Genomic DNA, 21,799 nt, shown 5'->3' with positions numbered 1-21,799 from the left:
GAGACCGTGTGGGTCCCGCCTCCGCAGCGCCGTCCACCCTGCACCACCGCAGGGCGCCTCGGCACTCCGCTCCACCCCGCCGCGGGGACGGGATCGTGCCTCCATACACGAAACACAGGTCTAAACCAATTCCCGGCAGACACTTGTCACCCGGCCTTTGGCCTGATGAGCTATGCCCCGGGACACAACGGACACCCTGGGAATGGGAGATGTCGTGAGCAACGAAAGCCTGGCCAACCTGCTCAAAGAGGAGCGGCGGTTCGCACCGCCTGCCGATCTGGCCGCGAACGCCAACGTCACAGCCGAGGCGTACGAACAGGCCGATGCGGACCGGCTGGGCTTCTGGGCCGAGCAGGCCCGCCGCCTGACTTGGGCCACGGAGCCGACCGAGACGCTCGACTGGAGCAATCCGCCCTTCGCGAAGTGGTTCGCGGACGGCAAGCTCAATGTCGCGTACAACTGCGTGGACCGCCACGTCGAGGCGGGTAACGGCGACCGGGTCGCCATCCACTTCGAGGGTGAGCCCGGCGACAGCCGTGCCATCACCTACGCGGAGCTGAAGGACGAGGTCTCCCGCGCCGCCAACGCCCTCACCGAGCTCGGTGTCGGCAAGGGCGACCGGGTCGCCGTCTATCTGCCGATGATCCCCGAGGCCGCCATCGCCATGCTGGCGTGTGCCCGGATCGGTGCGGCGCACTCAGTGGTGTTCGGCGGCTTCTCCGCCGATGCCATCGCCACCCGCATCCAGGACGCGGACGCGAAAGTCGTCATCACCTCCGACGGCGGATACCGCCGCGGCAAGCCCTCCGCGCTCAAGCCCGCGGTCGACGACGCCGTCGCCCGTATCGAGAGCGTCGAGCACGTCCTCGTGGTCCGGCGCACGGGACAGGACACCGCGTGGACCGAGGGCCGTGACGTCTGGTGGCACGAGATCACCGGCCGCCAGTCCACCGAGCACACCCCCGAGGCGTTCGAGGCGGAGCAGCCGCTCTTCATCCTCTACACCTCGGGCACCACGGGGAAGCCGAAGGGCATCCTGCACACCTCCGGCGGCTACCTCACGCAGGCGGCGTACACGCACCACGCGGTCTTCGACCTCAAGCCTTCGAGCGACGTCTACTGGTGCACCGCCGACATCGGCTGGGTGACCGGACACTCGTACATCGTCTACGGCCCGCTGGCCAACGGCGCGACGCAGGTCATGTACGAGGGCACGCCCGACACCCCGCACCAGGGGCGCTTCTGGGAGATCATCCAGAAGTACGGCGTCACGATCCTCTACACCGCGCCGACCGCGATCCGTACGTTCATGAAGTGGGGTGACGACATCCCCGCCAAGTTCGACCTGTCGTCGCTGCGCGTGCTCGGGTCGGTCGGTGAGCCGATCAACCCCGAGGCCTGGATGTGGTACCGCAAGCACATCGGCGCCGACACGTGCCCGATCGTGGACACCTGGTGGCAGACCGAGACCGGCGCGATGATGATCTCGCCGCTCCCCGGTGTCACGGCGACCAAGCCGGGCAGCGCCCAGCGCGCGCTGCCGGGCATCTCCGCCACGGTCGTCGACGACGAGGCCCGTGAGGTCCCGGACGGCGGGGGCGGCTATCTCGTCCTCACCGAGCCGTGGCCGTCGATGCTCCGCACCATCTGGGGCGACGACCAGCGGTTCCTCGACACCTATTGGTCGCGCTTCGAGGGCAAGTACTTCGCGGGCGACGGTGCCAAGAAGGACGAGGACGGCGACATCTGGCTGCTCGGCCGGGTCGACGACGTGATGCTGGTGTCCGGGCACAACATCTCGACCACCGAGGTCGAATCGGCGCTCGTGTCGCACCCGTCGGTCGCCGAAGCGGCCGTGGTCGGCGCCGCCGACGAGACGACCGGCCAGGCCATCGTCGCGTTCGTGATCCTGCGCGGTACGGCGACCGCCTCCGACGACCTCGTCGCGGAGCTGCGCAACCACGTCGGCACCGTGCTCGGCCCCATCGCCAAGCCGAAGCGGGTCCTGCCCGTCGCCGAGCTGCCGAAGACCCGATCCGGCAAGATCATGCGGCGTCTGCTGCGAGACGTGGCGGAGAACAGGGAGCTGGGGGACGTCACTACACTGACCGACTCCTCGGTCATGGATCTCATCCAGACCCAGCTTCCGTCGTCCGCCTCCGAGGACTGAGAAGGCCTTCCTCCGAGGACTGAGCCTTCCTCCGAGGAAACGACAGCAGAGAGCGACAGCCAAGAGTTACAGCCAAAAGCAACAGCGGAGCTGAGCTCCCCGAAGGGCATCCGGCAGCGCGCCGGATGCCCTTCGGGCATTTAGGGTGAAGATCACCGCTCACAGCCCCGCACACCCCGGGTACAGTGGCAGCTGGTCAATAACACGACAAGAAATCTCAAAGGGTGTGCCGGGAAGTCTGGTCGGCAAGTGCATCAGCCATGCCGTCGCTGCCGTACCCACCCGGAGGTCCTCTCTCGTGGCCGCGCCCACCCCCGCACCCCCCTCCCCCCGCCGCACCTTCCTGGGACGCCAGTCGCTCCCGGAGCGGAACTTCCTCACCGACGCGCTGCGTACCGAAACCGTCGGCGGAGTCATCCTGCTGGTCGCCGCGGTGGCCGCGCTGATCTGGGCGAACACCTTCGGGTCGAGCTACACGACCGTCAGCGACCTCCACTTCGGACCCGAGGCGCTCGGTCTGCATCTCTCCGTGGCGCACTGGGCGGCCGACGGACTGCTCGCGATCTTCTTCTTCGTCGCGGGGGTCGAGCTCAAACGCGAACTCGTCGCAGGTGAACTGCGCGACCCGAAGGCCGCCGCCCTCCCGGTCGTCGCCGCGCTCTGCGGCATGGCCGTGCCCGCGCTCGTCTACACCCTGGTGACGGTGCTCGGCGACGGCTCCACCAGCGGCTGGGCCGTCCCCACGGCCACCGACATCGCCTTCGCGCTCGCCGTCCTCGCGGTCATCGGCACCTCGCTGCCGTCCGCGCTCCGTGCGTTCCTGCTGACCCTCGCCGTCGTCGACGACCTCTTCGCGATCCTGATCATCGCCGTCTTCTTCACCGAGAACATCGACTTCGTCGCGCTCATCGGCGCCGTCGTCGGCCTGGCCGTCTTCTACCTGCTGCTGCGCCTCAACGTCCGCGGCTGGTACGTCTACGTACCGCTCGCCCTGGTCATCTGGGGGCTGATGTACAACAGCGGCATCCACGCCACCATCGCCGGTGTCGCGATGGGCCTGATGCTGCGCTGCACCAGGCGCGACGGCGAGGAACGCTCCCCCGGTGAACGCGTCGAGCACCTGATCCGCCCGCTTTCGGCAGGTTTCGCCGTACCGCTGTTCGCACTTTTCTCGGCCGGGGTCTCGCTCTCCGGCGGCGCGCTGGCCGGCGTGATCACCCGGCCCGAAACGCTCGGTGTCGTGCTGGGACTGGTCGTCGGCAAGGCGCTGGGAATCTTCGGCGGTACGTGGCTGGCCACCCGGTTCACCAAGGCGGAGCTGAACAAGGAGCTGGCCTGGGCCGATGTCTTCGCGGTCGCCTCGCTCGCCGGCATCGGGTTCACCGTCTCGCTGCTGATCGGCGAGCTCGCCTTCGCCGGCGACGACGACATGATCAACGAGATCAAGGCGTCGGTTCTGCTCGGCTCGCTGATCGCCGCCGTACTCTCCGGTGTACTGCTCAAACTCCGGGTACGCAGATACCGGGCGCTCACGAACGCGGAGGAGCTCGACGAGGACGAGTCCGGGGTACCTGACGTCTATGAACAGGACGATCCGGAGTACCACCTGCGGATGGCCGCGATCCACGAGAGGAAGGCGGCCGAGCACCGCCGCCTTGCCCGACTGGCGGGGGCAGCGAGCAACAAGCCGGACAGTCCGGCATGATCTGACATCGGATGTGTTGAACAGGAGAGGGAGTCAGGCATGAGCGACCCCGGCAATTACGCGGGCAGCGCCGACCGCAGTCTCGGCCAGCTGGTCGCCTCGGCGACGGCCGAACTGTCGGCGCTGGTACACGACGAGATTGCCCTGGCCAAGGCCGAGGTGCGACAGGACGTCAAGCGCGGCGTCATCGGCAGCGTGGCGTTCATCGTCACGGGTGTGCTGATCCTGTTCGCGATCCCGGTGCTGAGCTTCGCGGCCGCGTACGGAATCCACAATCTGGGGCTGGGTCTCGCCTGGTCGTTCCTGATCGTGGGCGGCGCGTTCATCCTGCTGGGGATCCTGCTCGCGCTGTTCGGCTACGCCAAGTTCAAGAAGGTCAAGCCGCCGGAGAAGTCCATCGCGTCGGCGAAGCAGACCGCCGCCGTCCTCCAGGGCGTCAAGCCGCACCCCCGTCCGGGCATCGCGGCGGACGCGATCCTTCCGGCGGGCGGCAGCACAGTTGCGGACAAGGCCATCGAGAACCGTCCGGTCCAGGACAAGGCGTCAGCTGTGGCACGCTCATCCACATGACGGTCCCCGATTCCAGCGCATTCGGCCCAGTGGGCCCGGACGACCGGGCGGGCCACGAAGGGCCGGCCGGCCCCCCGGCAGACCCTTCCGCCACACCGCCATCACTGCCACCGCCCCCGGCCTCGGCCTCAGCGCCTTTCACCGGCCCGCTGGGCCCCGCGGCCGGGTCCGGTGGCCCCGTCCGTCTGGACGGGCCCTGGACGCACCGTGACGTCGCCGCCAACGGCGCCCGCTTCCACATCGCCGAAATGGGCGAGGGGCCACTGGTCCTGCTCCTGCACGGCTTCCCGCAGTTCTGGTGGACCTGGCGCCACCAGTTGCCCGCGCTCGCCGACGCGGGGTTCCGCGCGGTGGCGATGGACCTGCGCGGCGTGGGCGGCAGCGACCGTACGCCCCGGGGTTACGACCCGGCCAACCTGGCGTTGGACATCACCGGCGTGATCCGCTCGCTCGGCGAGCCGGATGCCGCCCTGGTCGGCCACGACATGGGCGGCTACCTCGCCTGGACGGCCGCGGTGATGCGCCCGAAGCTGGTGCGCCGGCTGGTGGTCTCCTCGATGCCGCATCCGCGGCGGTGGCGCTCCTCGATGCTCTCCGATTTCGCGCAGTCCCGCGCGGGCTCGTACATCTGGGGCTTCCAGCGGCCGTGGGTGCCGGAACGTCAGCTCGTGGCGGACGACGCGGCATTGGTGGGGCGGCTGATCCATGACTGGACGGGGCCGCGGACCGCGGACTTCCCCTCCGACGCGACCGTGGACGTCTACCGGCGCGCCATGTCCATCCCGTCGACGGCGCACTGCGCGATCGAGCCGTACCGCTGGATGGTGCGCTCGCTGGCCCGCCCGGACGGCATCCAGTTCAACCGGCGCATGAAGCGGCCGGTACGGGTGCCCACGCTGCACCTGCACGGTTCACTCGATCCGGCGGTACGCACCCGGAGTTCGGCGGGGTCGGGCCAGTACGTCGAGGCACCGTACCGTTGGCGACTTTTCGACGGTCTGGGGCACTTTCCCCACGAGGAGGATCCAGCCGGGTTCTCGGCCGAACTCATCAGCTGGCTCAAGGATTCCGAGCCCGACCGCTGACCGATGGGCACACGAGTCCTACGAACAGCCACTTGCCTGACGCATAGGCCAATTGGCTGACGGATGGGCGGTTACCGACCATGAGCCACGGGCAGACGTCGGGGTATGGGCTGGACGCACGACTTCGGTGACGCAGCACGCAATCGTCGCTCGACCGCTACGGCGGGTCCGGGCACTCATGAGGGGGGCGGCCTCCAGGGCCGGGTGCACGCTATGCATGTTCTGCATGATCCCCGGCTCGGCATTCCGCGCATCCTCCGCCGCCGGGCCCGCTGGGTCTCGGCTCGGCTGCGCCACCCGCGTGGATGACCTCCCGATCTGAGCGGACGGCCTCCCGGCCTCCGCGGACCGCCTCCCGGTCACCCACCGCCCTCACGCACTGAACCCCTCACTCCCACGCGCCACGCCTCCCGGCGTACGACGGGACTCCGCGGACACGGCCCAGGCCTAGAGCGCACACGCCTGACTGTCGACCTGCTGGTTGGCGGTACGGCCCTGCGTGATGTCCTGGCGGATCTCGTCGGCCGTCAGCGCGTAGCCGGTGTTCGGGTCGTCGAGCGACTTGGCGAAGACGACTCCGTACACCTTGCCGTCGGGGGTCAGCAGCGGTCCGCCGGAGTTCCCCTGACGGACCGTGGTGAAGAGTGAGTACACATCGCGGCGGACGGTGCCCCGGTGGTAGATGTCCGGGCCGTTGGCGTCGATACGGGCGCGGACCCGCGCGGCCCGTACGTCGTACGCGCCGTTCTCCGGGAAGCCCGCGACGATCGCGCTGTTGCCGGTCGCGGCGTCGTGGTCGGTGTCGGTGAAACGGAGCGGCTTCGCGTCGAGGTCCGGGACGTCGAGTACGGCGATGTCGCGCCGCCAGTCGTAGAGAACGACCTTCGCGTCGTACAGCCGTCCCTGGCCGCCGATCTGGACGGTCGGCTCGTCGACGCCGCCGACGACGTGGGCGTTGGTCATCACCCGGCGGTTGGAGAAGACGAAGCCGGTGCCTTCGAGGACCTTGCCGCAGCTCGGGGCCGTACCCACGACCTTGACGATGGACTTCTGGGCGCGGGCGGCGACCGGGCTGCCCACCAGGGCCGGGTCGGGGGCCCTGACTTCGGTGATCGGCTCATTGGCGAAGGGGCTGAACACCTGCGGGAAGCCGTTCTGCGCGAGGACCGAGGAGAAGTCCGTGAACCAGGTGGAGGCCTGGGGCGGCATCACCCGGGAGATGCCGAGCAGCACGGAGGAGCTGCGCACCTCCTTGCCCAGCGTCGGCAGCGAGGTGCCGGCCAGCGCGGAGCCGATCAGCCAGGACACCAGCAGCATCGCCACGACGTTGACCAGCGCACCGCCCGTCGCATCGACGGCACGCGCGGGCGACCATGTGATGTACCGGCGGAGCTTGTTCCCCAGGTGGGTGGTGAAGGCCTGGCCCACCGAGGCGCACACGATCACGATGACGACCGCGACGACGGCGGCCGTCGACGAGACCTCGGAGCCGTCCGTCACCTGGTCCCACAGGACCGGCAGCAGATAGACGGCGACGAGACCGCCGCCCAGGAACCCGATCACCGACAGAATGCCGACGACGAACCCCTGGCGGTATCCGATGACCGCGAACCACACGGCGCCGGCCAGCAGCAGGATGTCCAGCACGTTCACCGTCTATAGCCTCACAGATTCGTCACCGGGCCCGTACGTCTCTCTGGGTCCGGGCGGGCCCGGAGCAGTGGAGCACGGAAGTCAGCCTGTCATGCGCGCCAGTCGAGCGGCACCTGCTTGGCTCTGTCCCAGGGGCGCTCCCAGCCCGCGAAGTGCAGAATCCGGTCGATCACGCCGGCCGTGAACCCCCATACGAGTGCGGATTCGACCAGAAATGCCGGGCCTCGGTGACCGCTGGGGTGGACGGCCGTCGCCCGGTTGGCCGGGTCCGTGAGATCCGCCACGGGGACCGTGAAGACCCGCGCGGTCTCCCCCGGGTCGACGACGCCGACCGGGCTGGGCGAACGCCACCAGCCGAGGACCGGCGTCACCACGAAGCTGCTCACCGGGATGTAGAGGCGGGGCAGCACGCCGAACAGCTGCACACCGTGCGGATCGAGGCCGGTCTCCTCCTCGGCCTCCCGCAGCGCGGCCCTGAGCGGACCCGTCGTCGCCTGGTCACCGTCCCCGGGGTCCAGGGAGCCGCCGGGGAAGGAGGGCTGCCCGGGGTGCGACCGCAGGCTTCCGGCGCGCTCCATCAGGAGCAGTTCGGGACCGCGCGCACCCTCGCCGAACAGAACGAGAACGGCCGACTGCCGCCCCGCCCCGCTCTCGGGCGGCAGAAACCGGCTGAGCTGCTGCGGCTCGACGGTGCGCGCGGCATGGGCGACAGGGTCCAGCCAGCCGGGCAGGCCCTCGGTGGTGACGGTGATCGAGGCCTCTCGGCCGGCACCCGACCCGGGCGCGGCCGACGCGGCGGCGGCCGCCGCGTCCGTGCTGTGTTGATGCGTCTTCATGGGCACCCCTCGTCTCACAACGCCTGTCGTCACGCATTTCGTTCCGGATCGGCGCTCGGGGTCAGCCGGCGCCCAGGGCGGGGGCGGGGGCGCCCGGGTACTCCGGCGGCGGGCTCAGCCGCTGCCCCGGCCGGCCCCCCAGCTCGTACTTCAGAAGCTTGCGGGCCTTCTCGGGGTCCGTCTCGCCCTCGCCGTACGAGGGACAGAGCGGGGCGATCGGACAGGCACCGCAGGCGGGCTTGCGGGCGTGGCAGATGCGGCGTCCGTGGAAGACGACGCGGTGCGAGAGCATCGTCCACTCGCTCTTGGGGAAGATCGCCGCGACCTCCGCCTCGACCTTCACCGGATCCTCCTGCTCGGTCCACTTCCAGCGGCGCACCAGCCGTCCGAAGTGGGTGTCGACAGTGATCCCAGGTACGCCGAAGGCGTTCCCAAGCACCACGTTGGCGGTCTTGCGCCCGACGCCGGGCAGCGTCACGAGATCCTCCAGCCGTCCGGGCACCTCGCCGTCGAAGTTGTCCCGGAGGGCGGCGGAGAGGCCGAGCAGCGACTTGGTCTTGGCGCGGAAGAAGCCGGTCGGCCGGATGATCTCTTCCATTTCCTCCGGGACGGCCGCGGCCATGTCCTCGGGGGTGGGGTAGGCGGCGAAGAGCGCGGGGGTGGTCTGGTTGACCCTCAGATCGGTGGTCTGGGCGGAGAGGACCGTGGCGACGAGGAGCTCGAAGGCGTTCCTGAAGTCCAGCTCCGGGTGCGCATACGGGTAGAGCTCGGCGAGCTCACGGTTGATCCGGCGAGCTCTGCGGACCATGGCCAGGTGGGATTCCGGCTTGGCCTTGGCGTTCGGCTTCGTCGACGGCTTGGCCTTGGCGTTCGGCTTCGTCGACGGCTTGGCCCGGGATTTGTCGTTGGCCTGGGATTTCGACGTCGGCTTGGCCTGGGATTTCGACGTCGGCTTCGGCCTCGGCTCCGTCGCCGTGCCGGGGCCACCCTCGGATCCCACCCGTTTCATCCGCCCCGCCGGGCTTTTTGTCGCATTTTTCGGTTCGCTTGCAGCCTGTTCGCCCACAGCGGAATTACGGCCTTCCGACACCCCATCAACCCCCTTGGCCTGCGCTCTCACCGGCGTTCCCGACACCCGGCCAGCCTAGAGCCAGCCACTGACATCCGCCCCGGTCACTGACGATCCACCCCCAATCGGCCCCCTGCCGTACGTTCCGGGACGCGCGTGCGTCAAACTGGTTTGTGATTGATCGCACTGTTTTACCGTCCGGCATGATGGGGACCACGGTTCCCTGAACAGGCCGACAAGGAGAGAACTCGTGGACGACGTTCTGCGGCGCGCCCCGCTTTTCGCGGCGCTCGATGACGAGCAGGCCGCGGAGCTCCGCGCCTCGATGAGTGAGGTGACCCTCGCGCGCGGCGACGCGCTGTTCCACGAGGGTGACCCGGGCGACCGCCTCTATGTGGTCACCGAGGGCAAGGTGAAGCTCCACCGCACCTCCCCCGACGGCCGCGAGAACATGCTGGCCGTCCTCGGTCCCGGCGAGCTGATCGGTGAGCTGTCGCTCTTCGACCCGGGCCCGCGTACCGCCACCGCGACCGCGCTGACCGAGGTGAAGCTCCTCGGCCTCGGCCACGGCGACCTCCAGCCCTGGCTGAACGTACGCCCCGAGGTGGCCACGGCCCTGCTGCGCGCCGTCGCCCGGCGCCTGCGCAAGACCAACGACCAGATGTCCGACCTGGTCTTCTCCGACGTGCCGGGCCGGGTGGCCCGTGCGCTCCTCGACCTGTCGCGCCGCTTCGGCGTGCAGTCCGAGGAAGGCATCCACGTCGTGCACGACCTGACGCAGGAGGAGCTGGCCCAGCTGGTCGGCGCCTCCCGCGAGACGGTCAACAAGGCCCTCGCCGACTTCGCCGGCCGCGGCTGGCTGCGGCTGGAGGCCCGTGCGGTGATCCTCCTCGACGTGGAGCGGCTGGCCAAGCGGTCCCGCTGACCCGTCGTACCCAGGGGCCCCGCCGACCCGGCGGGGCCCCTCACGCATGTCCCCGTACGAGCCCTCACGCAAGGGGGCGCGGGCGCGGGCCCCACGACGCCTCCCGGCCGGTCTCAGACCAGGCCGTGCTCGTCCAGGTACTCCAGCTGCGCCAGCACCGAGAGCTCCGCCGCCGGCCACAGTGACCGGTCCACGTCCGCGTACACGTGCGCCACCACCTCCGACGACGTCCGGTACCCCGCCTCCACCGCCGTCTCCACCTGGGCCAGCCGGTTCGCGCGGTGCGCCAGGTAGAACTCGACCGCGCCCTGCGCGTCGTCCAGCACCGGACCGTGCCCCGGCAGCACCGTGTGCACCCCGTCGTCGACCGTCAGAGAGCGCAGCCGCCGCAGCGAGTCGAGGTAGTCCCCCAGCCGCCCGTCCGGATGCGCGACCAGCGTCGTACCGCGGCCGAGGATCGTGTCCCCCGTCAGCACCGCACGGTCGGCGGGCAGATGGAACGAGAGCGAGTCCGCGGTGTGGCCCGGGGTCGGCACCACGTACATCTCCAGCCCACCGGTCGTGATCACGTCCCCCATGCCCAGGCCCTCGTCACCGAGGCGCAGCGCGGGGTCGAGCGCGCGCACCTTCGTACGGGTCAGCTCGGCGAACCGTGCCGCGCCCTCGGCGTGGTCGGGGTGGCCATGGGTGAGGAGCGTGAGCGCGATCCGGCGGCCCGCCCGCTCGGCCGTGTCGATGACGGCCCGCAGGTGGACGTCGTCCAGCGGTCCCGGGTCGATGACCACCGCGAGATCGGAGCCGGGCTCCGCGACGATCCAGGTGTTGGTGCCGTCCAGCGTCATCGGCGACGCGTTGGGCGCGAGGACGTTGACCGCACGGGTGGTGGCGGGGCCGGACAGCACCCCGCCGCGCGGCTGTCCGGGCAGCGCTGCCGCGTCACTCATGCCGCCCCACCGCCCGCGCCGCCCGCCGGGATGTGTTTGGTGAACTCCGCGTGCCCCGGCCAGCTCAGCACCAGCTCGTCGCCCTCCAGGCGCGCCTGTGCGAGTACGGGGGTGAGGTCCTGGGCCGATGCCGCTTCCAGGGCCTGTGCGGCGGTGGCGTGGTCCCTGAGCGCGCGCAGCGTCGAGACGGTCGGCGGCATCATCAGCAGTTCGCCGCGGTCGTAGCCGTCGGCCGCCTCTCCCGGGCGGATCCACACCGTGCGGTCGGCCTCCGTGGAGGCGTTGCGGGTGCGCTGGCCGGCGGGGAGCGCGGCCACGAAGAACCAGGTGTCGTAACGGCGCGGTTCGAACTCCGGAGTGATCCAGCGCGCCCACGCGCCGAGCAGGTCCGAGCGCAGGACCAGCCCGCGACGCTCCAGGAACTCGGCGAACGAGAGCTCCCGTGCGACCAGCGCCTCGCGGTCGGCCTCCCAGGCCGCGCCGGTGGTGTCCGTGACGACGGTGTCCGCGGCCGGGCCCGCGAGCAGGACGCCCGCCTCCTCGTACGTCTCGCGGACCGCCGCGCAGACGATCGCCTGCGCCTCGGCGGCCGTGGCGACACCGAGCCGCTGCGCCCAGCTCTCCAGCGCGGGCCCGGCCCAGCCGACGAGCCGGTCGTCGTCGCGCGGGTCGACCCCGCCACCCGGATAGGCGTACGCCCCTCCGGCAAAGGCCATCGAGGTGCGCCGGCGCAGCATGTGGACAGTGGGTCCGCCCCCGGTACCCTCGGCGGCGTCCCGGAGCAGCATCACGGTGGCGGCCCGCCTGGGGGTCGCGGCCGTCAGTTCGCCGGTGGCGAGGGCCCGGATCCGGCCGGGCCATTCCGGTGGGTACCACTGACCATTGGACATGGCCGGAGGCTATCCGGAACCGTGACGATGTTCGAGGGGGTCGGTGGTCCGTACATGCCCCGTACACAGATGATCCGCCGCGCGATCAGTCCGCCGCACCGTTGATCCGCTCCGGTACACAGGAGATCCCGCCCGGTCGTCGTGAACCGGACGGGATCAGGAGGGGCTGCGACGAGGAGCCGGTTCAGGCCCCGGTCAGTTCGACCTGGACCTCGACCTCGACCGGTGCGTCCAGCGGCAGCACCGCGACGCCCACGGCACTGCGCGCGTGCACGCCCTTGTCGCCGAGCACCGCACCGAGCAGTTCGCTCGCGCCGTTGATCACGGCGGGCTGGCCGGTGAAGTCGGTGGCCGAGGCGACGAAGCCGACGACCTTCACGACGCGTGCGATCCGGTCCAGGTCGCCCGCGACCGACTTCACCGCGGCGAGCGCGTTGAGCGCGCAGGTCTTCGCCAGCTCCTTGGCCTCGTCGGGCGTGACCTCCGCGCCGACCTTGCCGGTGACGGCGAGCTTGCCGTCCACCATCGGCAGCTGGCCCGAGGTGTACACGTACACCCCGGACCGCACGGCCGGCTGGTACGAGGCCAGCGGCGGCACGACGTCCGGCAGAGCCAGCCCGAGCTCGGCGAGCTTCGCCTCGACGGCGCCCGCCACTACTGCTTCTCCCGCTTCAGGTAGGCCACGAGCTGCTCGGGGTTGTTCGGGCCGGGAACGACCTGGACCAGCTCCCAGCCGTCCTCGCCCCAGGTGTCCAGAATCTGCTTGGTCGCGTGCACGAGAAGGGGCACGGTCGCGTATTCCCACTTGGTCATGGCCCGACTGTAATGCCTGTGCAATCCGCGGGACGCGCAGCCTCGTGCGTAGCCTGCGGTACGACTGGTTAGGCTCGAATACGTGAGCAGGTTCCAGGTCGTCAGCGGCAAGGGCGGTACCGGTAAGACCACGGTTGCCGCCGCCCTCGCGCTCGCCCTCGCGACCGAGGGCAGGCGCACCCTCCTCGTCGAGGTCGAGGGCAGACAGGGCATCGCCCAGCTCTTCGAGGCGGACTCCCTCCCCTACGAGGAACGCAAGATCGCCGTCGCACCGGGCGGCGGGGAGGTGTACGCCCTGGCGATCGACGCCGAGCGCGCCCTCCTCGACTACCTCCAGATGTTCTACAAACTCGGCAGCGCGGGCCGGGCGCTCAAGAAGCTCGGCGCGATCGACTTCGCCACCACGATCGCGCCCGGCGTCCGGGACGTCCTGCTGACCGGCAAGGCGTGCGAGGCCGTGCGCCGCAAGGACAAGCAGAACCGGTTCGTCTACGACTACGTGATCATGGACGCCCCGCCGACCGGCCGCATCACCCGCTTCCTCAACGTGAACGACGAGGTGGCGGGGCTGGCCCGGATAGGCCCGATACACAATCAGGCCCAGGCCGTGATGCGGGTGCTGAAGTCCCCGGAGACCGCGGTCCATCTGGTGACCCTGCTGGAGGAGATGCCGGTCCAGGAGACCGCCGACGGCATCGCCGAGCTCCGGGCGGCCGAACTGCCGGTGGGCCGGGTCATCGTGAACATGGTGCGCCCGCATCTGCTGGACGAGGACGCGCTGCGCACCGCCGCGGGCGGCCGCCGCAGGGAGATCGCCAAAACGCTGACCCGGGCCGGCGTGACCGGCGCCGCGGGCCTCGTGCGCCCGTTGGTCGAACAGGCCTCCGAGCACGCCCAGCGGGTCGAGCTGGAGCGGGAACAGCGCGCCGTGCTGGCAGACCTCGGACTGCCGGGTTACGAGCTCCCGCTGATCGGCGAGGGCGTGGACCCGGCCGGGCTGTACGAGCTGGCGATGGAGCTCCGTAAGCAAGGTGCGGGCGAAGGGCCGACGGGACAAGGGATGGGTTCATGACAGCTGATGCAGACAGAGACGCAGACGTAGACGCGGACGCGACGACAACCGCAACCGACCCGACCCCCGAACCCGCAACCACCCCCACGCCCACCGCTGTCCCCGCCCTGGACACCGACGCTCTCCTCGACGACCCGGACATCCGGATCATCGTGTGCTGCGGTTCGGGCGGCGTCGGCAAGACGACGACCGCCGCGGCGCTCGGCGTGCGCGCGGCCGAGCGCGGTCGCAAGGTCGTCGTCCTCACCATCGACCCGGCCCGCAGGCTCGCCCAGTCCATGGGCATCGAGACGCTGGACAACATCCCCCGCCGGGTCAAGGGCATCGAGACACGGGGCACCGGCGAGCTGCACGCCATGATGCTCGACATGAAGCGGACCTTCGACGAGATCGTCGAGGCGCACGCGGACGGCGAGCGGGCCCGCGCGATTCTGGAGAACCCCTTCTACCAGTCCCTTTCGGCCGGCTTCGCGGGCACGCAGGAGTACATGGCGATGGAGAAGCTCGGTCAGCTCCGGGCGCGCGAGGAGTGGGACCTGATCGTCGTCGACACCCCGCCGTCGCGTTCCGCGCTCGATTTCCTGGACGCGCCGAAGCGGCTCGGCTCGTTCCTGGACGGGAAGTTCATCAAGCTGCTGATGGCCCCCGCGAAAATGGGCGGCCGGGCCGGGATGAAATTCCTCAACGTGGGCATGTCGATGATGACCGGGACGCTCGGCAAGCTGCTCGGCGGTCAGTTCCTGAAGGACGTACAGACCTTCGTCGCCGCGATGGACACCATGTTCGGGGGATTCCGCACCCGCGCCGATGCCACGTACAAGCTTCTCCAGGCGCCCGGTACGGCGTTCCTCGTCGTCGCGACGCCGGAGCGGGACGCGCTCCGCGAGGCGGCGTACTTCGTGGAGCGGCTGGCCTCGGAGAACATGCCGCTGGCGGGTCTGGTCCTCAACCGGGTGCACGGCAGTGAGGCCGCCCGGCTCTCGGCCGAGCGCGCGCTGGCCGCCGCAGAAAATCTTGATGCGACCGGCATTGTGGATCAGACGGCCGGGAAGGCTGGACTTCGTGGGCCCGCCGACTCCCCCGAGGCCGGGACCGCACAGACCACGCACACCACTGGAGCCACCACCCCCGACCCGTCCGCCGGAGCCGACACCGCCGATCCCTCGGATCATGCCTCGGAATCGGAGCATGCCCCGGACCACGAACCGACCTCCGTCGAGCAGCTGACTGCCGGTCTGCTGCATCTGCACGCCGAAAGGATGCGGGTGGTCGCGCGCGAAAAGCACACACGTGACCGGTTCACCGCGCTGCATCCCGAGGTGGCCGTGACGGCGGTGGCCGCGCTGCCCGGAGATGTCCATGACCTCACTGGGCTGCGAGCCATCGGGGACCGGCTCGCGACCGGTTCTCCCCCGGCCGGAGCTGCGTAGCCATCCCGTAACCCGTATCCGTGATCCGTAGTACGCCTCAGGACATCCGTACCGCGTGGATCCGCCCCCGCGGGACCGGACCGGCCGTCCACCGCCCGGGGCTACCCCACGGCGGCGAACGTCTCGTGCAGTTCGTCGTCCTCCAGCCCGATCGCCACGGGCAGGATGCCCGTGGACCGCTCGTACTCGCTGCGTGCGGTCTCCAGCAGCCGGCGCCAGGACGTGACGGTCGGGCGCCTGCGCAGCAATGCGCGGCGCTCCCGCTCCGTCATTCCGCCCCACACGCCGAACTCGACGCGATTGTCCAGCGCATCGGCCAGGCACTCGGTCCGCACCGGACATCCGGTGCACACCGCCTTGGCTCTGTTCTGCGCTGCCCCTTGTACGAACAGTTCATCCGGATCGGTAGTGCGGCAGGCTGCCTGCGCACTCCAGTCGGTTACCCAGCCCATCCCGGCGCCGTCCTCTCCCGAATCGAGGCTCCCCCACGGCGACAGCGGCATATTCACCGCTGCCAGTTGAGGACGTTACGGAAGGTGGCGACAGCACAACACCCCCTTCGGGCCCAATCTTGAATGGCCCGAACGGACTATGCGTATGCGGCAGATCACCCAGGGGAGTGATGTGAGGACATGCACGACTATCCCGTCAGAATCGGGACAGACCATCCGAGCCACAGCGGACGTTCGATGACACACGAGGCGATTTCGGGAGCGCCTGAATCGTGGCCGGGTCGTGCACAGGCTATGCAGGGGGGTTGATACGAAACCGGACTGCTGTGACAGTTGAGAGCAGCTTAGGCCAAGGCATATACGTGTGTCCGGCGAATGAGAACGTAGGCTGCCCCCATGCCAAAGAAGCGCTCGGGCGGGGGTCTCACGACGACCCAGCAGGCCGCCAAGTTCCTCGGTGTCGCCGCACTCTCCGGAGTGGTCCTGGCGGGCATCGCGCTGCCGGCCGCCGGAGCACTGGGTCTCGCCGCCAAGGGAACGGTCGACGGATTCGACGAGATCCCGGCCAATCTGAAGACTCCGCCGCTGAGCCAGCGAACCAAGATCCTGGACAACCAGGGCGGCCAGATCGCCACGGTCTACTCGCGTGACCGCACCGTGGTGCCGCTCAAGGCCATCTCCCCGTACATGCAGAAGGCGATCATCGCGATCGAGGACGCCCGGTTCTACGAACACGGCGCGGTCGACCTCAAGGGCATCCTGCGCGCCATGAACCGGAACGTTCAGTCGGGCGGGACCGCGCAGGGCGCGTCGACCCTCACCCAGCAGTACGTGAAGAACGTCTTCGTCGAGGAGGCGGGCGACGACCCGGCCAAGGTCGCCGAGGCCACCCAGCAGACGCTCGGCCGCAAGGTCCAGGAGCTGAAGTACGCGATCCAGGTCGAGGAAGAGCTCGGCAAGAAGAAGATCCTGGAGAACTACCTCAACATCACCTTCTTCGGACAGCAGGCGTACGGGGTCGAGGCGGCCTCGCAGCGCTACTTCTCGAAGTCGGCGAAGGACCTGAAGGTGGAGGAGGCGGCGCTGCTGGCCGGCATCGTGCAGTCGCCCAGCCGCTACGACCCCGTCAACGACACTGAGGAGGCGACCAAGCGCCGAAACACCGTGCTCCAGCGGATGGCGGATGTCGGGGACATCTCGAAGGGCGAGGCGGCCAAGGCCCAGGCCACCCCGATCAAGCTGAAGGTCAAGCGGCCGCAGAACGGCTGCATCACCGCCGTCAGCGGATCCGGCTTCTTCTGCGACTACGTCCGGCAGATCGTCACGGGCGACCCCGCCTTCGGCAAGACCGCGAAGGACCGCGCCAAGCTCTGGTCGGTCGGCGGGCTCACCATCAAGACGACGCTGGACCCGCGCTCGCAGGCCGCCTCCAACGAGGCCGCCACGTCCCGGGTCAACAAGGACGACGCGATCGCCGACGCGGTCGTGCAGGTGAAGCCCGGCACGGGCCAGATCATGGCGATGGCCCAGTCCCGCCCGTACGGACTGGACGCTTCCAAGCACCAGACCGTGCTGAACCTCAACGTCGACCACAAGTCGGGCGGCACCAACTTCGGCTTCCAGGTGGGTTCGACCTTCAAGCCGATCACCGCGGCGGCAGCACTGGAGAAGGGCATCAGCCCGGCGCAGAGCTTCACCACGGACCACCAGATCAGCCTGCCCGCCGACGCCTTCCGCACCTGTGAGAACCAGCCCGCGGACACCATCCCGTGGAGCGTGGAGAACGAGCTGGAGTCGGAGAAGGGCACCTTCGACATGACCAGCGCGCTGGGCAAGTCGGTCAACACCTACTTCGCCAAGCTGGAGGAGAAGACAGGCCTCTGCGAGACCCTCTCGATGGCGAAGAAGGTCGGCTACATCCGCGGCGACAACAAGCCGCTGAAGCAGGCCCCCGCCACCACCCTCGGCGGCCAGGAGTCGACACCGCTGGCGATGGCGTCGGTGTACGCCACCTTCGCCAACCGCGGCAAGTACTGCTCCCCGATCGCGATCCTGTCGGTGACGAAGCCGGACGGCAAGCAGATCGACGTACCGAAGTCGACGTGCACGCAGGCCATGAGCGAGCACACGGCGGACACCATCAACCAGATGCTCAAGGGGGTCGTGGCGGACGGCACCGGGCAGCAGGCGGGTCTCAAGGACCGTGACAACGCGGGCAAGACCGGTACCACCGACGAGCGCAAGAACGCCTGGTTCGTCGGCTACACACCGAACTTGTCCACGGCAGTCTGGGTCGGCAGCGACGGCGCCAAGCAGCTCCCGATGAGCAACATCACCATCGGCGGCCAGTACTACGACGACGTCTGCGGTGGCTGTCTGCCCGGCCCGATCTGGAAGACGGCGATGACCGGCTCCCTGAACGCCTCGGAGACCCCGGCCTTCAACGCGGTCGACGTACCGCGGGCCAAGCCGAAGGCAGACAAGGACAAGGGCAAAAACAGGGACAAGAACAAGCCGGGCGACGGCGACAACAAGCCCGGTGGCGACGACCCCTTCCCCGGCATCAGCATCCCGCCGGGCCTGGTCGGCGGGAACAACGGCCACGCCCGCGGTCAGGACAACGGCGGGTCGCAGGGTCCCTGACCCGTCACTGCCGTGGACATGAAGGTGGGGCGCACCCGGACCGGGCGCGCCCCACCTTCGTATGTACCGGCTCCGTATGTACCGGCTTCGTACGTACCGGCTCCGTACGTACCGGCTCCGTACGTACCGGCTTCGTACGTACCGGCTTCGTACGTACCGGCTTCGCGGCCGCCTCAGCCCGCGAGAAGCCTCTTGACGAGGGCGGCCACCCGGCCGCCCTCCGCACGCCCCGCGACCTTCGGGTTCACGATCTTCATCACGGCGCCCATCGCACGGGGCCCCTCGGCACCGCCGGCCTTCGCCTCGTCGACGGCGGACGCCACGATCGCGGCCAGCTCGTCGTCGCCCAGCTGCTGCGGGAGGTAGGCATCGAGCAGCTCGCCCTCCTTCTTCTCCCGCTCGGCCTGCTCGGTCCGGCCGCCCTGGGAAAAGGCCTCGGCCGCCTCGCGGCGCTTCTTCGCCTCCCTGGCGATCACCTTCTGCACCTCGTCGTCGGAGAGTTCGCGGGCCGACTTGCCGCTGACCTCCTCCTTGGTGATCGCGGTGAGCGTCAGCCGGAGCGTGGACGAGGTCAACTCGTCGCGCGCCTTCATGGCCGTGGTGAGGTCTTCCTTGAGCTTGGACTTGAGCGTGGTCATGGGGTGATTGTGGCAGGTGCGGGGCGCCCGCCGCCCGCCGGTTTTCCTGTCGGCACGCACTGTCTGCGACGATGGGCACATGCGCGCACGCTACGGAGTACCCCTGAAAATCACGGCGGTCACCGCCGCGGCCGGCGCCGTCGGCCTCGCCTACGCGGCCGGATTCGAGGTCCGCTCGTTCCGCCTGCGAAGGGTCACCGTCCCCGTACTCCCGCACGGAGCACGCCCGTTGCGCGTCCTCCAGGTCTCCGACGTGCACATGGTGAGCGGCCAGCGCAAGAAGCGCGCCTGGCTGCAGTCCCTGGCGGGGCTGCGCCCGGACTTCGTCGTGAACACCGGCGACAACCTCTCCGACCCGGAGGCCGTACCGGAGCTGCTCGACGCCCTCGGACCGCTGATGGAGCTCCCGGGCGTGTACGTGTTCGGCTCGAACGACTACTACGGTCCCAAGCTCCGCAACCCCGCCCGCTACCTCTTCGAGAAGACCGCGGGCAAGCACGGCCTCAACGGGAACGCCCCGGCGGTCGGCGTCGTCCACAACCCGTGGGAACCAATGCGGGACGCCTTCGACGAGGCGGGCTGGCTGAACCTGTCCAACACGCGCGGCCGCCTCAAGCTCGACGGCCTGGAGCTCGCCTTCACCGGCCTCGACGACCCGCACATCAAGCGCGACCGCTACGCGGAGGTCTCGGGCGGCCCCGAGTCGGGCGCCGACCTCTCCATCGGCGTGGTCCACGCCCCCTACCTGCGCTCCCTGGACGCCTTCACCTCGGACGGCTACCCGCTCATCCTGGCCGGCCACACCCACGGCGGCCAGCTCTGCATCCCCTTCTACGGAGCCCTGGTCACCAACTGCGACCTGGACACGAACCGAGTGAAGGGCCTCTCCTCCCACTCGGTCGACGGCAACCGCGCATACCTCCACGTCTCGGCCGGCTGCGGCACCAACCGCTACACCCCGGTCCGCTTCGCCTGCCCCCCCGAGGCCACCCTGCTGACCCTGACGTCCCGGGACGCGTAGCCCCGTACAACGCCCCCCTCGTCCGCACCCTCAATCCATACCCTGCCCCGGTATCCCTCACTCACACCCCGATCGGCACAAAAACCGGATTTCGTCTCCGGCCGCCGGTGGGCTAAAGTAATCGATGTCGCCGGGACACCGACGACGATCGGGGTGTAGCGCAGCTTGGCAGCGCGCTTCGTTCGGGACGAAGAGGTCGTGGGTTCAAATCCCGCCACCCCGACAGCTGAAACACCAGGTCAGGGGCCTGATCCACTTAGTGGATCGGGCCCCTGAGTGGTTTCCGGGGGCGTCTTGGGAGCCGTTTGGGAGCCAGGTACGGGAGACAGCTCCCCGGACAGCTCGCACGAGAACGCCGGCGGGTTGGGGAGTTCCAGTCGGCAGGGCGTCCACCGATCAGACTTCGCCGACCTTTGACTGTCAGTGGCCACCCATACCCTGAGAGGTGATTTGCCGCACGTCCCAGGAGGGCCCGTGGACCACCTCGTCAAGACCTCGGCAGCCTCAAGAGAGGCTCCGTAGTCGTCGTCACCCTGCGCAAGCAAGCCAACGTCCAGGTGATACCCCGCAGCGAGTACACCAAGTACAAGTCGGGGAGGAAGCACCAGTACCTCGGTGGTCGTGTCGCTCGTTCTCCTCACCGGATCACCATCCCGAGAAGCGGACACTGGGTCGTGGCTATCGACCTCGGCGGCAATGCTGGCCGCATCGCAGCATCTGTTCAGGTGCAGCCACCCCCGCGGGGGTCCCTCCCCACGGCCCGGGAGTCGCAGGGCAACCCAGCCCGCTCCGTCGCAGTCCATGAGCCGGAGGAACCAGCCGGTGAAGTTCCCCCCGCGAGCTGGACAGCGGGTGTTTACGCTGCCGGGGCGAGGTTCTGTCTGAGCAAGGCTCTCGTTTCGAGCGGGGTGACGTACCCGTAGTCGGGGTGCCGACGGAGCCGGCTGCGGTTGTACTCGACCTCGACGTAGCGAAAGACGTCGGCCCGGCAGCCTCGCGGGTCTCCCACATGGTCGTCCCGATCTCCGCTTTCAGGATGGCGAACCAGCTTTCCGCGGCGGCGTTATCGTAACAAGATCTGACGCGTCCCATCGATTGCCGCATGCGCAACTTGCGTATTTCGGTGCGGAATTCGTCACTCGTGTACTCGCTGCCGCGATCCGTATGCATGACGCAACCGTGTTCCAGTCCGCCACGCCCGGCCGCCATCCGCAGGGCAGCGACCGGCAGCTCGGCGCGGTGGTGATCGGCCATCGCCCAGCCGACCACCTCCCGCGTCGCAAGATCGATACAGATCGCCAGATACAATTTCCCCTCCAGCGTGACGAGTTCGGTCATGTCGCCGACGAGCCGCATTCCGCGTCTGGGTGCGGTGAAGTCCCGACCGATCAGGTCGAGGGCGAATACCGCCCGCTTCGCCTGCCGGGTCAGGCCCCCACGCCGTCGGCGGGTGATCCCGGCAATCCGGTGCTTGCGCATCAGTCGCTCGACTTTCTTGGAGTTCACCGCCCGACCGGCCCGCCGCAGGGCGGCGTGGATCCGCGGGGCCCCGTAGGCGCCGCGCGATCCGGCGTGGAGTACCCGGATCTCGCCCACGAGCACCTCCTCGGCCCGCTCCCGCACCGTCCGGGCCGGCCGTGACGCCCTGTGTGCGTAGTAGGTGGAGCGGGGCACTCCCAGCACACGGCACAGGAACGAAACACTGTGACCTGCGGAATTACCCTCCGATGCCTTCTCCGCATCGATGAAGTGACACCGTGCCGCGGTGTCTACCTCATCTTGTCCTGAGCGAAGTCGGGTGGCCCGGGGGATTTCGCCCCCGGGCTCCCACAGATCCGTACGTGACCGTCTCCGGTCATACGGCTCTTGTCGTCCTGGTCACC

20 protein-coding genes, 1 tRNA gene and 1 pseudogene are annotated in these 21,799 nt (G+C 69.3%); 12 read left to right on the top strand and 10 right to left on the bottom strand.

Annotated elements, in window-relative coordinates:
- Positions 1–172 precede the first annotated feature (172 nt).
- The 5 genes from acs (at position 173) to AB0I52_RS10835 (ending at position 5,839) form a co-directional block, all read left to right on the top strand.
- Positions 173–2,170 carry an acetate--CoA ligase gene (gene acs / locus AB0I52_RS10855; RefSeq protein WP_363071044.1) on the top strand — a complete coding sequence of 666 codons (1,998 nt, stop codon included), beginning with the start codon at positions 173–175 and terminating at the stop codon, positions 2,168–2,170.
- Between the two features lie 298 nt (positions 2,171–2,468).
- Positions 2,469–3,875 (top strand): Na+/H+ antiporter NhaA, encoded by a 1,407-nt coding sequence (nhaA, locus tag AB0I52_RS10850; RefSeq protein ID WP_363071042.1) that lies wholly within the window; start codon positions 2,469–2,471, stop codon positions 3,873–3,875.
- 39 nt (positions 3,876–3,914) lie between these two features.
- Complete coding sequence (locus AB0I52_RS10845) at positions 3,915–4,445, top strand: phage holin family protein (RefSeq protein WP_363071040.1); 531 nt, start codon at positions 3,915–3,917, stop codon at positions 4,443–4,445.
- The gene (locus tag AB0I52_RS10840) at positions 4,442–5,530 is read left to right on the top strand and encodes an alpha/beta hydrolase (RefSeq protein WP_363071038.1); all 1,089 of its coding nucleotides are present in this window, start codon (positions 4,442–4,444) and stop codon (positions 5,528–5,530) included. Before AB0I52_RS10845 ends, AB0I52_RS10840 begins: the two co-directional genes overlap by 4 nt.
- A gap of 105 nt (positions 5,531–5,635) precedes the next feature.
- Positions 5,636–5,839, top strand: coding sequence for a hypothetical protein (locus AB0I52_RS10835; protein WP_329615417.1), 204 nt, complete (start codon positions 5,636–5,638; stop codon positions 5,837–5,839).
- A gap of 138 nt (positions 5,840–5,977) precedes the next feature.
- Here the strand turns inward: AB0I52_RS10835 and AB0I52_RS10830 are convergent, their stop codons facing one another.
- From AB0I52_RS10830 to nth, 3 genes are all read right to left on the bottom strand, one after another.
- Positions 5,978–7,183, bottom strand: coding sequence for a MarP family serine protease (locus AB0I52_RS10830; RefSeq protein ID WP_363071035.1), 1,206 nt, complete (start codon positions 7,181–7,183; stop codon positions 5,978–5,980).
- Positions 7,184–7,272: 89 nt separating this feature from the next.
- Positions 7,273–8,019: a CoA pyrophosphatase gene (locus AB0I52_RS10825; protein ID WP_363071033.1), complete on the bottom strand. Its 747-nt coding sequence runs from the start codon at positions 8,017–8,019 to the stop codon at positions 7,273–7,275.
- A gap of 61 nt (positions 8,020–8,080) precedes the next feature.
- Positions 8,081–9,019, bottom strand: a complete 939-nt coding sequence (gene nth / locus AB0I52_RS10820; RefSeq protein ID WP_363071031.1) for an endonuclease III — start codon at positions 9,017–9,019, stop codon at positions 8,081–8,083.
- 319 nt (positions 9,020–9,338) lie between these two features.
- Here nth and AB0I52_RS10815 point away from each other — a divergent pair, with 319 nt between their 5' ends.
- Positions 9,339–10,013: a Crp/Fnr family transcriptional regulator gene (locus AB0I52_RS10815; RefSeq protein ID WP_123460131.1), complete on the top strand. Its 675-nt coding sequence runs from the start codon at positions 9,339–9,341 to the stop codon at positions 10,011–10,013.
- 113 nt (positions 10,014–10,126) lie between these two features.
- On the opposite strand, the gene AB0I52_RS10810 is transcribed toward AB0I52_RS10815, so the two are convergent.
- From AB0I52_RS10810 to AB0I52_RS10795, 4 genes are all read right to left on the bottom strand, one after another.
- Entirely contained in the window at positions 10,127–10,957 is an 831-nt protein-coding gene (locus AB0I52_RS10810; protein ID WP_363071029.1) for an MBL fold metallo-hydrolase, read from the bottom strand.
- On the bottom strand, positions 10,954–11,847 hold the full coding sequence (locus AB0I52_RS10805; RefSeq protein WP_363071027.1) for an NUDIX hydrolase: 894 nt from the start codon (positions 11,845–11,847) through the stop codon (positions 10,954–10,956). Before AB0I52_RS10805 ends, AB0I52_RS10810 begins: the two co-directional genes overlap by 4 nt.
- 184 nt (positions 11,848–12,031) lie before the next feature.
- A complete protein-coding gene (locus AB0I52_RS10800) occupies positions 12,032–12,502 on the bottom strand; it encodes a RidA family protein (protein WP_148019943.1) in 471 nt (156 codons plus the stop codon).
- Positions 12,502–12,660 carry a DUF4177 domain-containing protein gene (locus AB0I52_RS10795; protein ID WP_003991873.1) on the bottom strand — a complete coding sequence of 53 codons (159 nt, stop codon included), beginning with the start codon at positions 12,658–12,660 and terminating at the stop codon, positions 12,502–12,504. Before AB0I52_RS10795 ends, AB0I52_RS10800 begins: the two co-directional genes overlap by 1 nt.
- Positions 12,661–12,742: 82 nt before the next feature.
- On the opposite strand from AB0I52_RS10795, the gene AB0I52_RS10790 reads away from it, so the two are divergent.
- The gene (locus AB0I52_RS10790; protein ID WP_363071025.1) at positions 12,743–13,732 is read left to right on the top strand and encodes an ArsA-related P-loop ATPase; all 990 of its coding nucleotides are present in this window, start codon (positions 12,743–12,745) and stop codon (positions 13,730–13,732) included.
- On the top strand, positions 13,729–15,162 hold the full coding sequence (locus AB0I52_RS10785) for an ArsA family ATPase (protein ID WP_363071023.1): 1,434 nt from the start codon (positions 13,729–13,731) through the stop codon (positions 15,160–15,162). The genes AB0I52_RS10790 and AB0I52_RS10785 overlap by 4 nt, the downstream gene beginning before the upstream one ends.
- A gap of 101 nt (positions 15,163–15,263) precedes the next feature.
- On the opposite strand, the gene AB0I52_RS10780 is transcribed toward AB0I52_RS10785, so the two are convergent.
- Positions 15,264–15,614 (bottom strand): WhiB family transcriptional regulator, encoded by a 351-nt coding sequence (locus AB0I52_RS10780; RefSeq protein ID WP_018551136.1) that lies wholly within the window; start codon positions 15,612–15,614, stop codon positions 15,264–15,266.
- Positions 15,615–16,010: 396 nt separating this feature from the next.
- Between AB0I52_RS10780 and AB0I52_RS10775 the strand changes: the two genes are divergently transcribed.
- Complete coding sequence (locus tag AB0I52_RS10775; RefSeq protein ID WP_363071021.1) at positions 16,011–18,257, top strand: transglycosylase domain-containing protein; 2,247 nt, start codon at positions 16,011–16,013, stop codon at positions 18,255–18,257.
- Between the two features lie 173 nt (positions 18,258–18,430).
- Here the strand turns inward: AB0I52_RS10775 and AB0I52_RS10770 are convergent, their stop codons facing one another.
- Positions 18,431–18,895: a GatB/YqeY domain-containing protein gene (locus tag AB0I52_RS10770; protein ID WP_363071019.1), complete on the bottom strand. Its 465-nt coding sequence runs from the start codon at positions 18,893–18,895 to the stop codon at positions 18,431–18,433.
- A 79-nt stretch (positions 18,896–18,974) separates the two neighbouring features.
- Between AB0I52_RS10770 and AB0I52_RS10765 the strand changes: the two genes are divergently transcribed.
- The 3 genes and pseudogenes from AB0I52_RS10765 to AB0I52_RS10755 form a co-directional block, all read left to right on the top strand.
- A complete protein-coding gene (locus tag AB0I52_RS10765) occupies positions 18,975–19,916 on the top strand; it encodes a metallophosphoesterase (protein ID WP_363071017.1) in 942 nt (313 codons plus the stop codon).
- A 149-nt stretch (positions 19,917–20,065) separates the two neighbouring features.
- Positions 20,066–20,139: transfer RNA gene (locus tag AB0I52_RS10760), tRNA-Pro, on the top strand.
- 280 nt (positions 20,140–20,419) lie between these two features.
- A pseudogene (locus AB0I52_RS10755) lies at positions 20,420–20,641 on the top strand (DUF1883 domain-containing protein); the annotation flags it as partial.
- Here AB0I52_RS10755 and AB0I52_RS10750 read toward each other — a convergent pair.
- Positions 20,595–21,728 (bottom strand): IS3 family transposase, encoded by a 1,134-nt coding sequence (locus AB0I52_RS10750; protein ID WP_363071249.1) that lies wholly within the window; start codon positions 21,726–21,728, stop codon positions 20,595–20,597. The pseudogene AB0I52_RS10755 and the gene AB0I52_RS10750 sit on opposite strands and share 47 nt — an antisense overlap.
- Between the last annotated feature and the right edge of the window lie 71 nt (positions 21,729–21,799).

This window comes from Streptomyces sp. NPDC050423 (assembly GCF_040655445.1).
GTDB lineage: Bacteria > Actinomycetota > Actinomycetes > Streptomycetales > Streptomycetaceae > Streptomyces.
The sequence above is the reverse complement of the archived record's forward strand: the minus strand, read 5'-3'. Positions and strand labels throughout refer to the sequence as shown.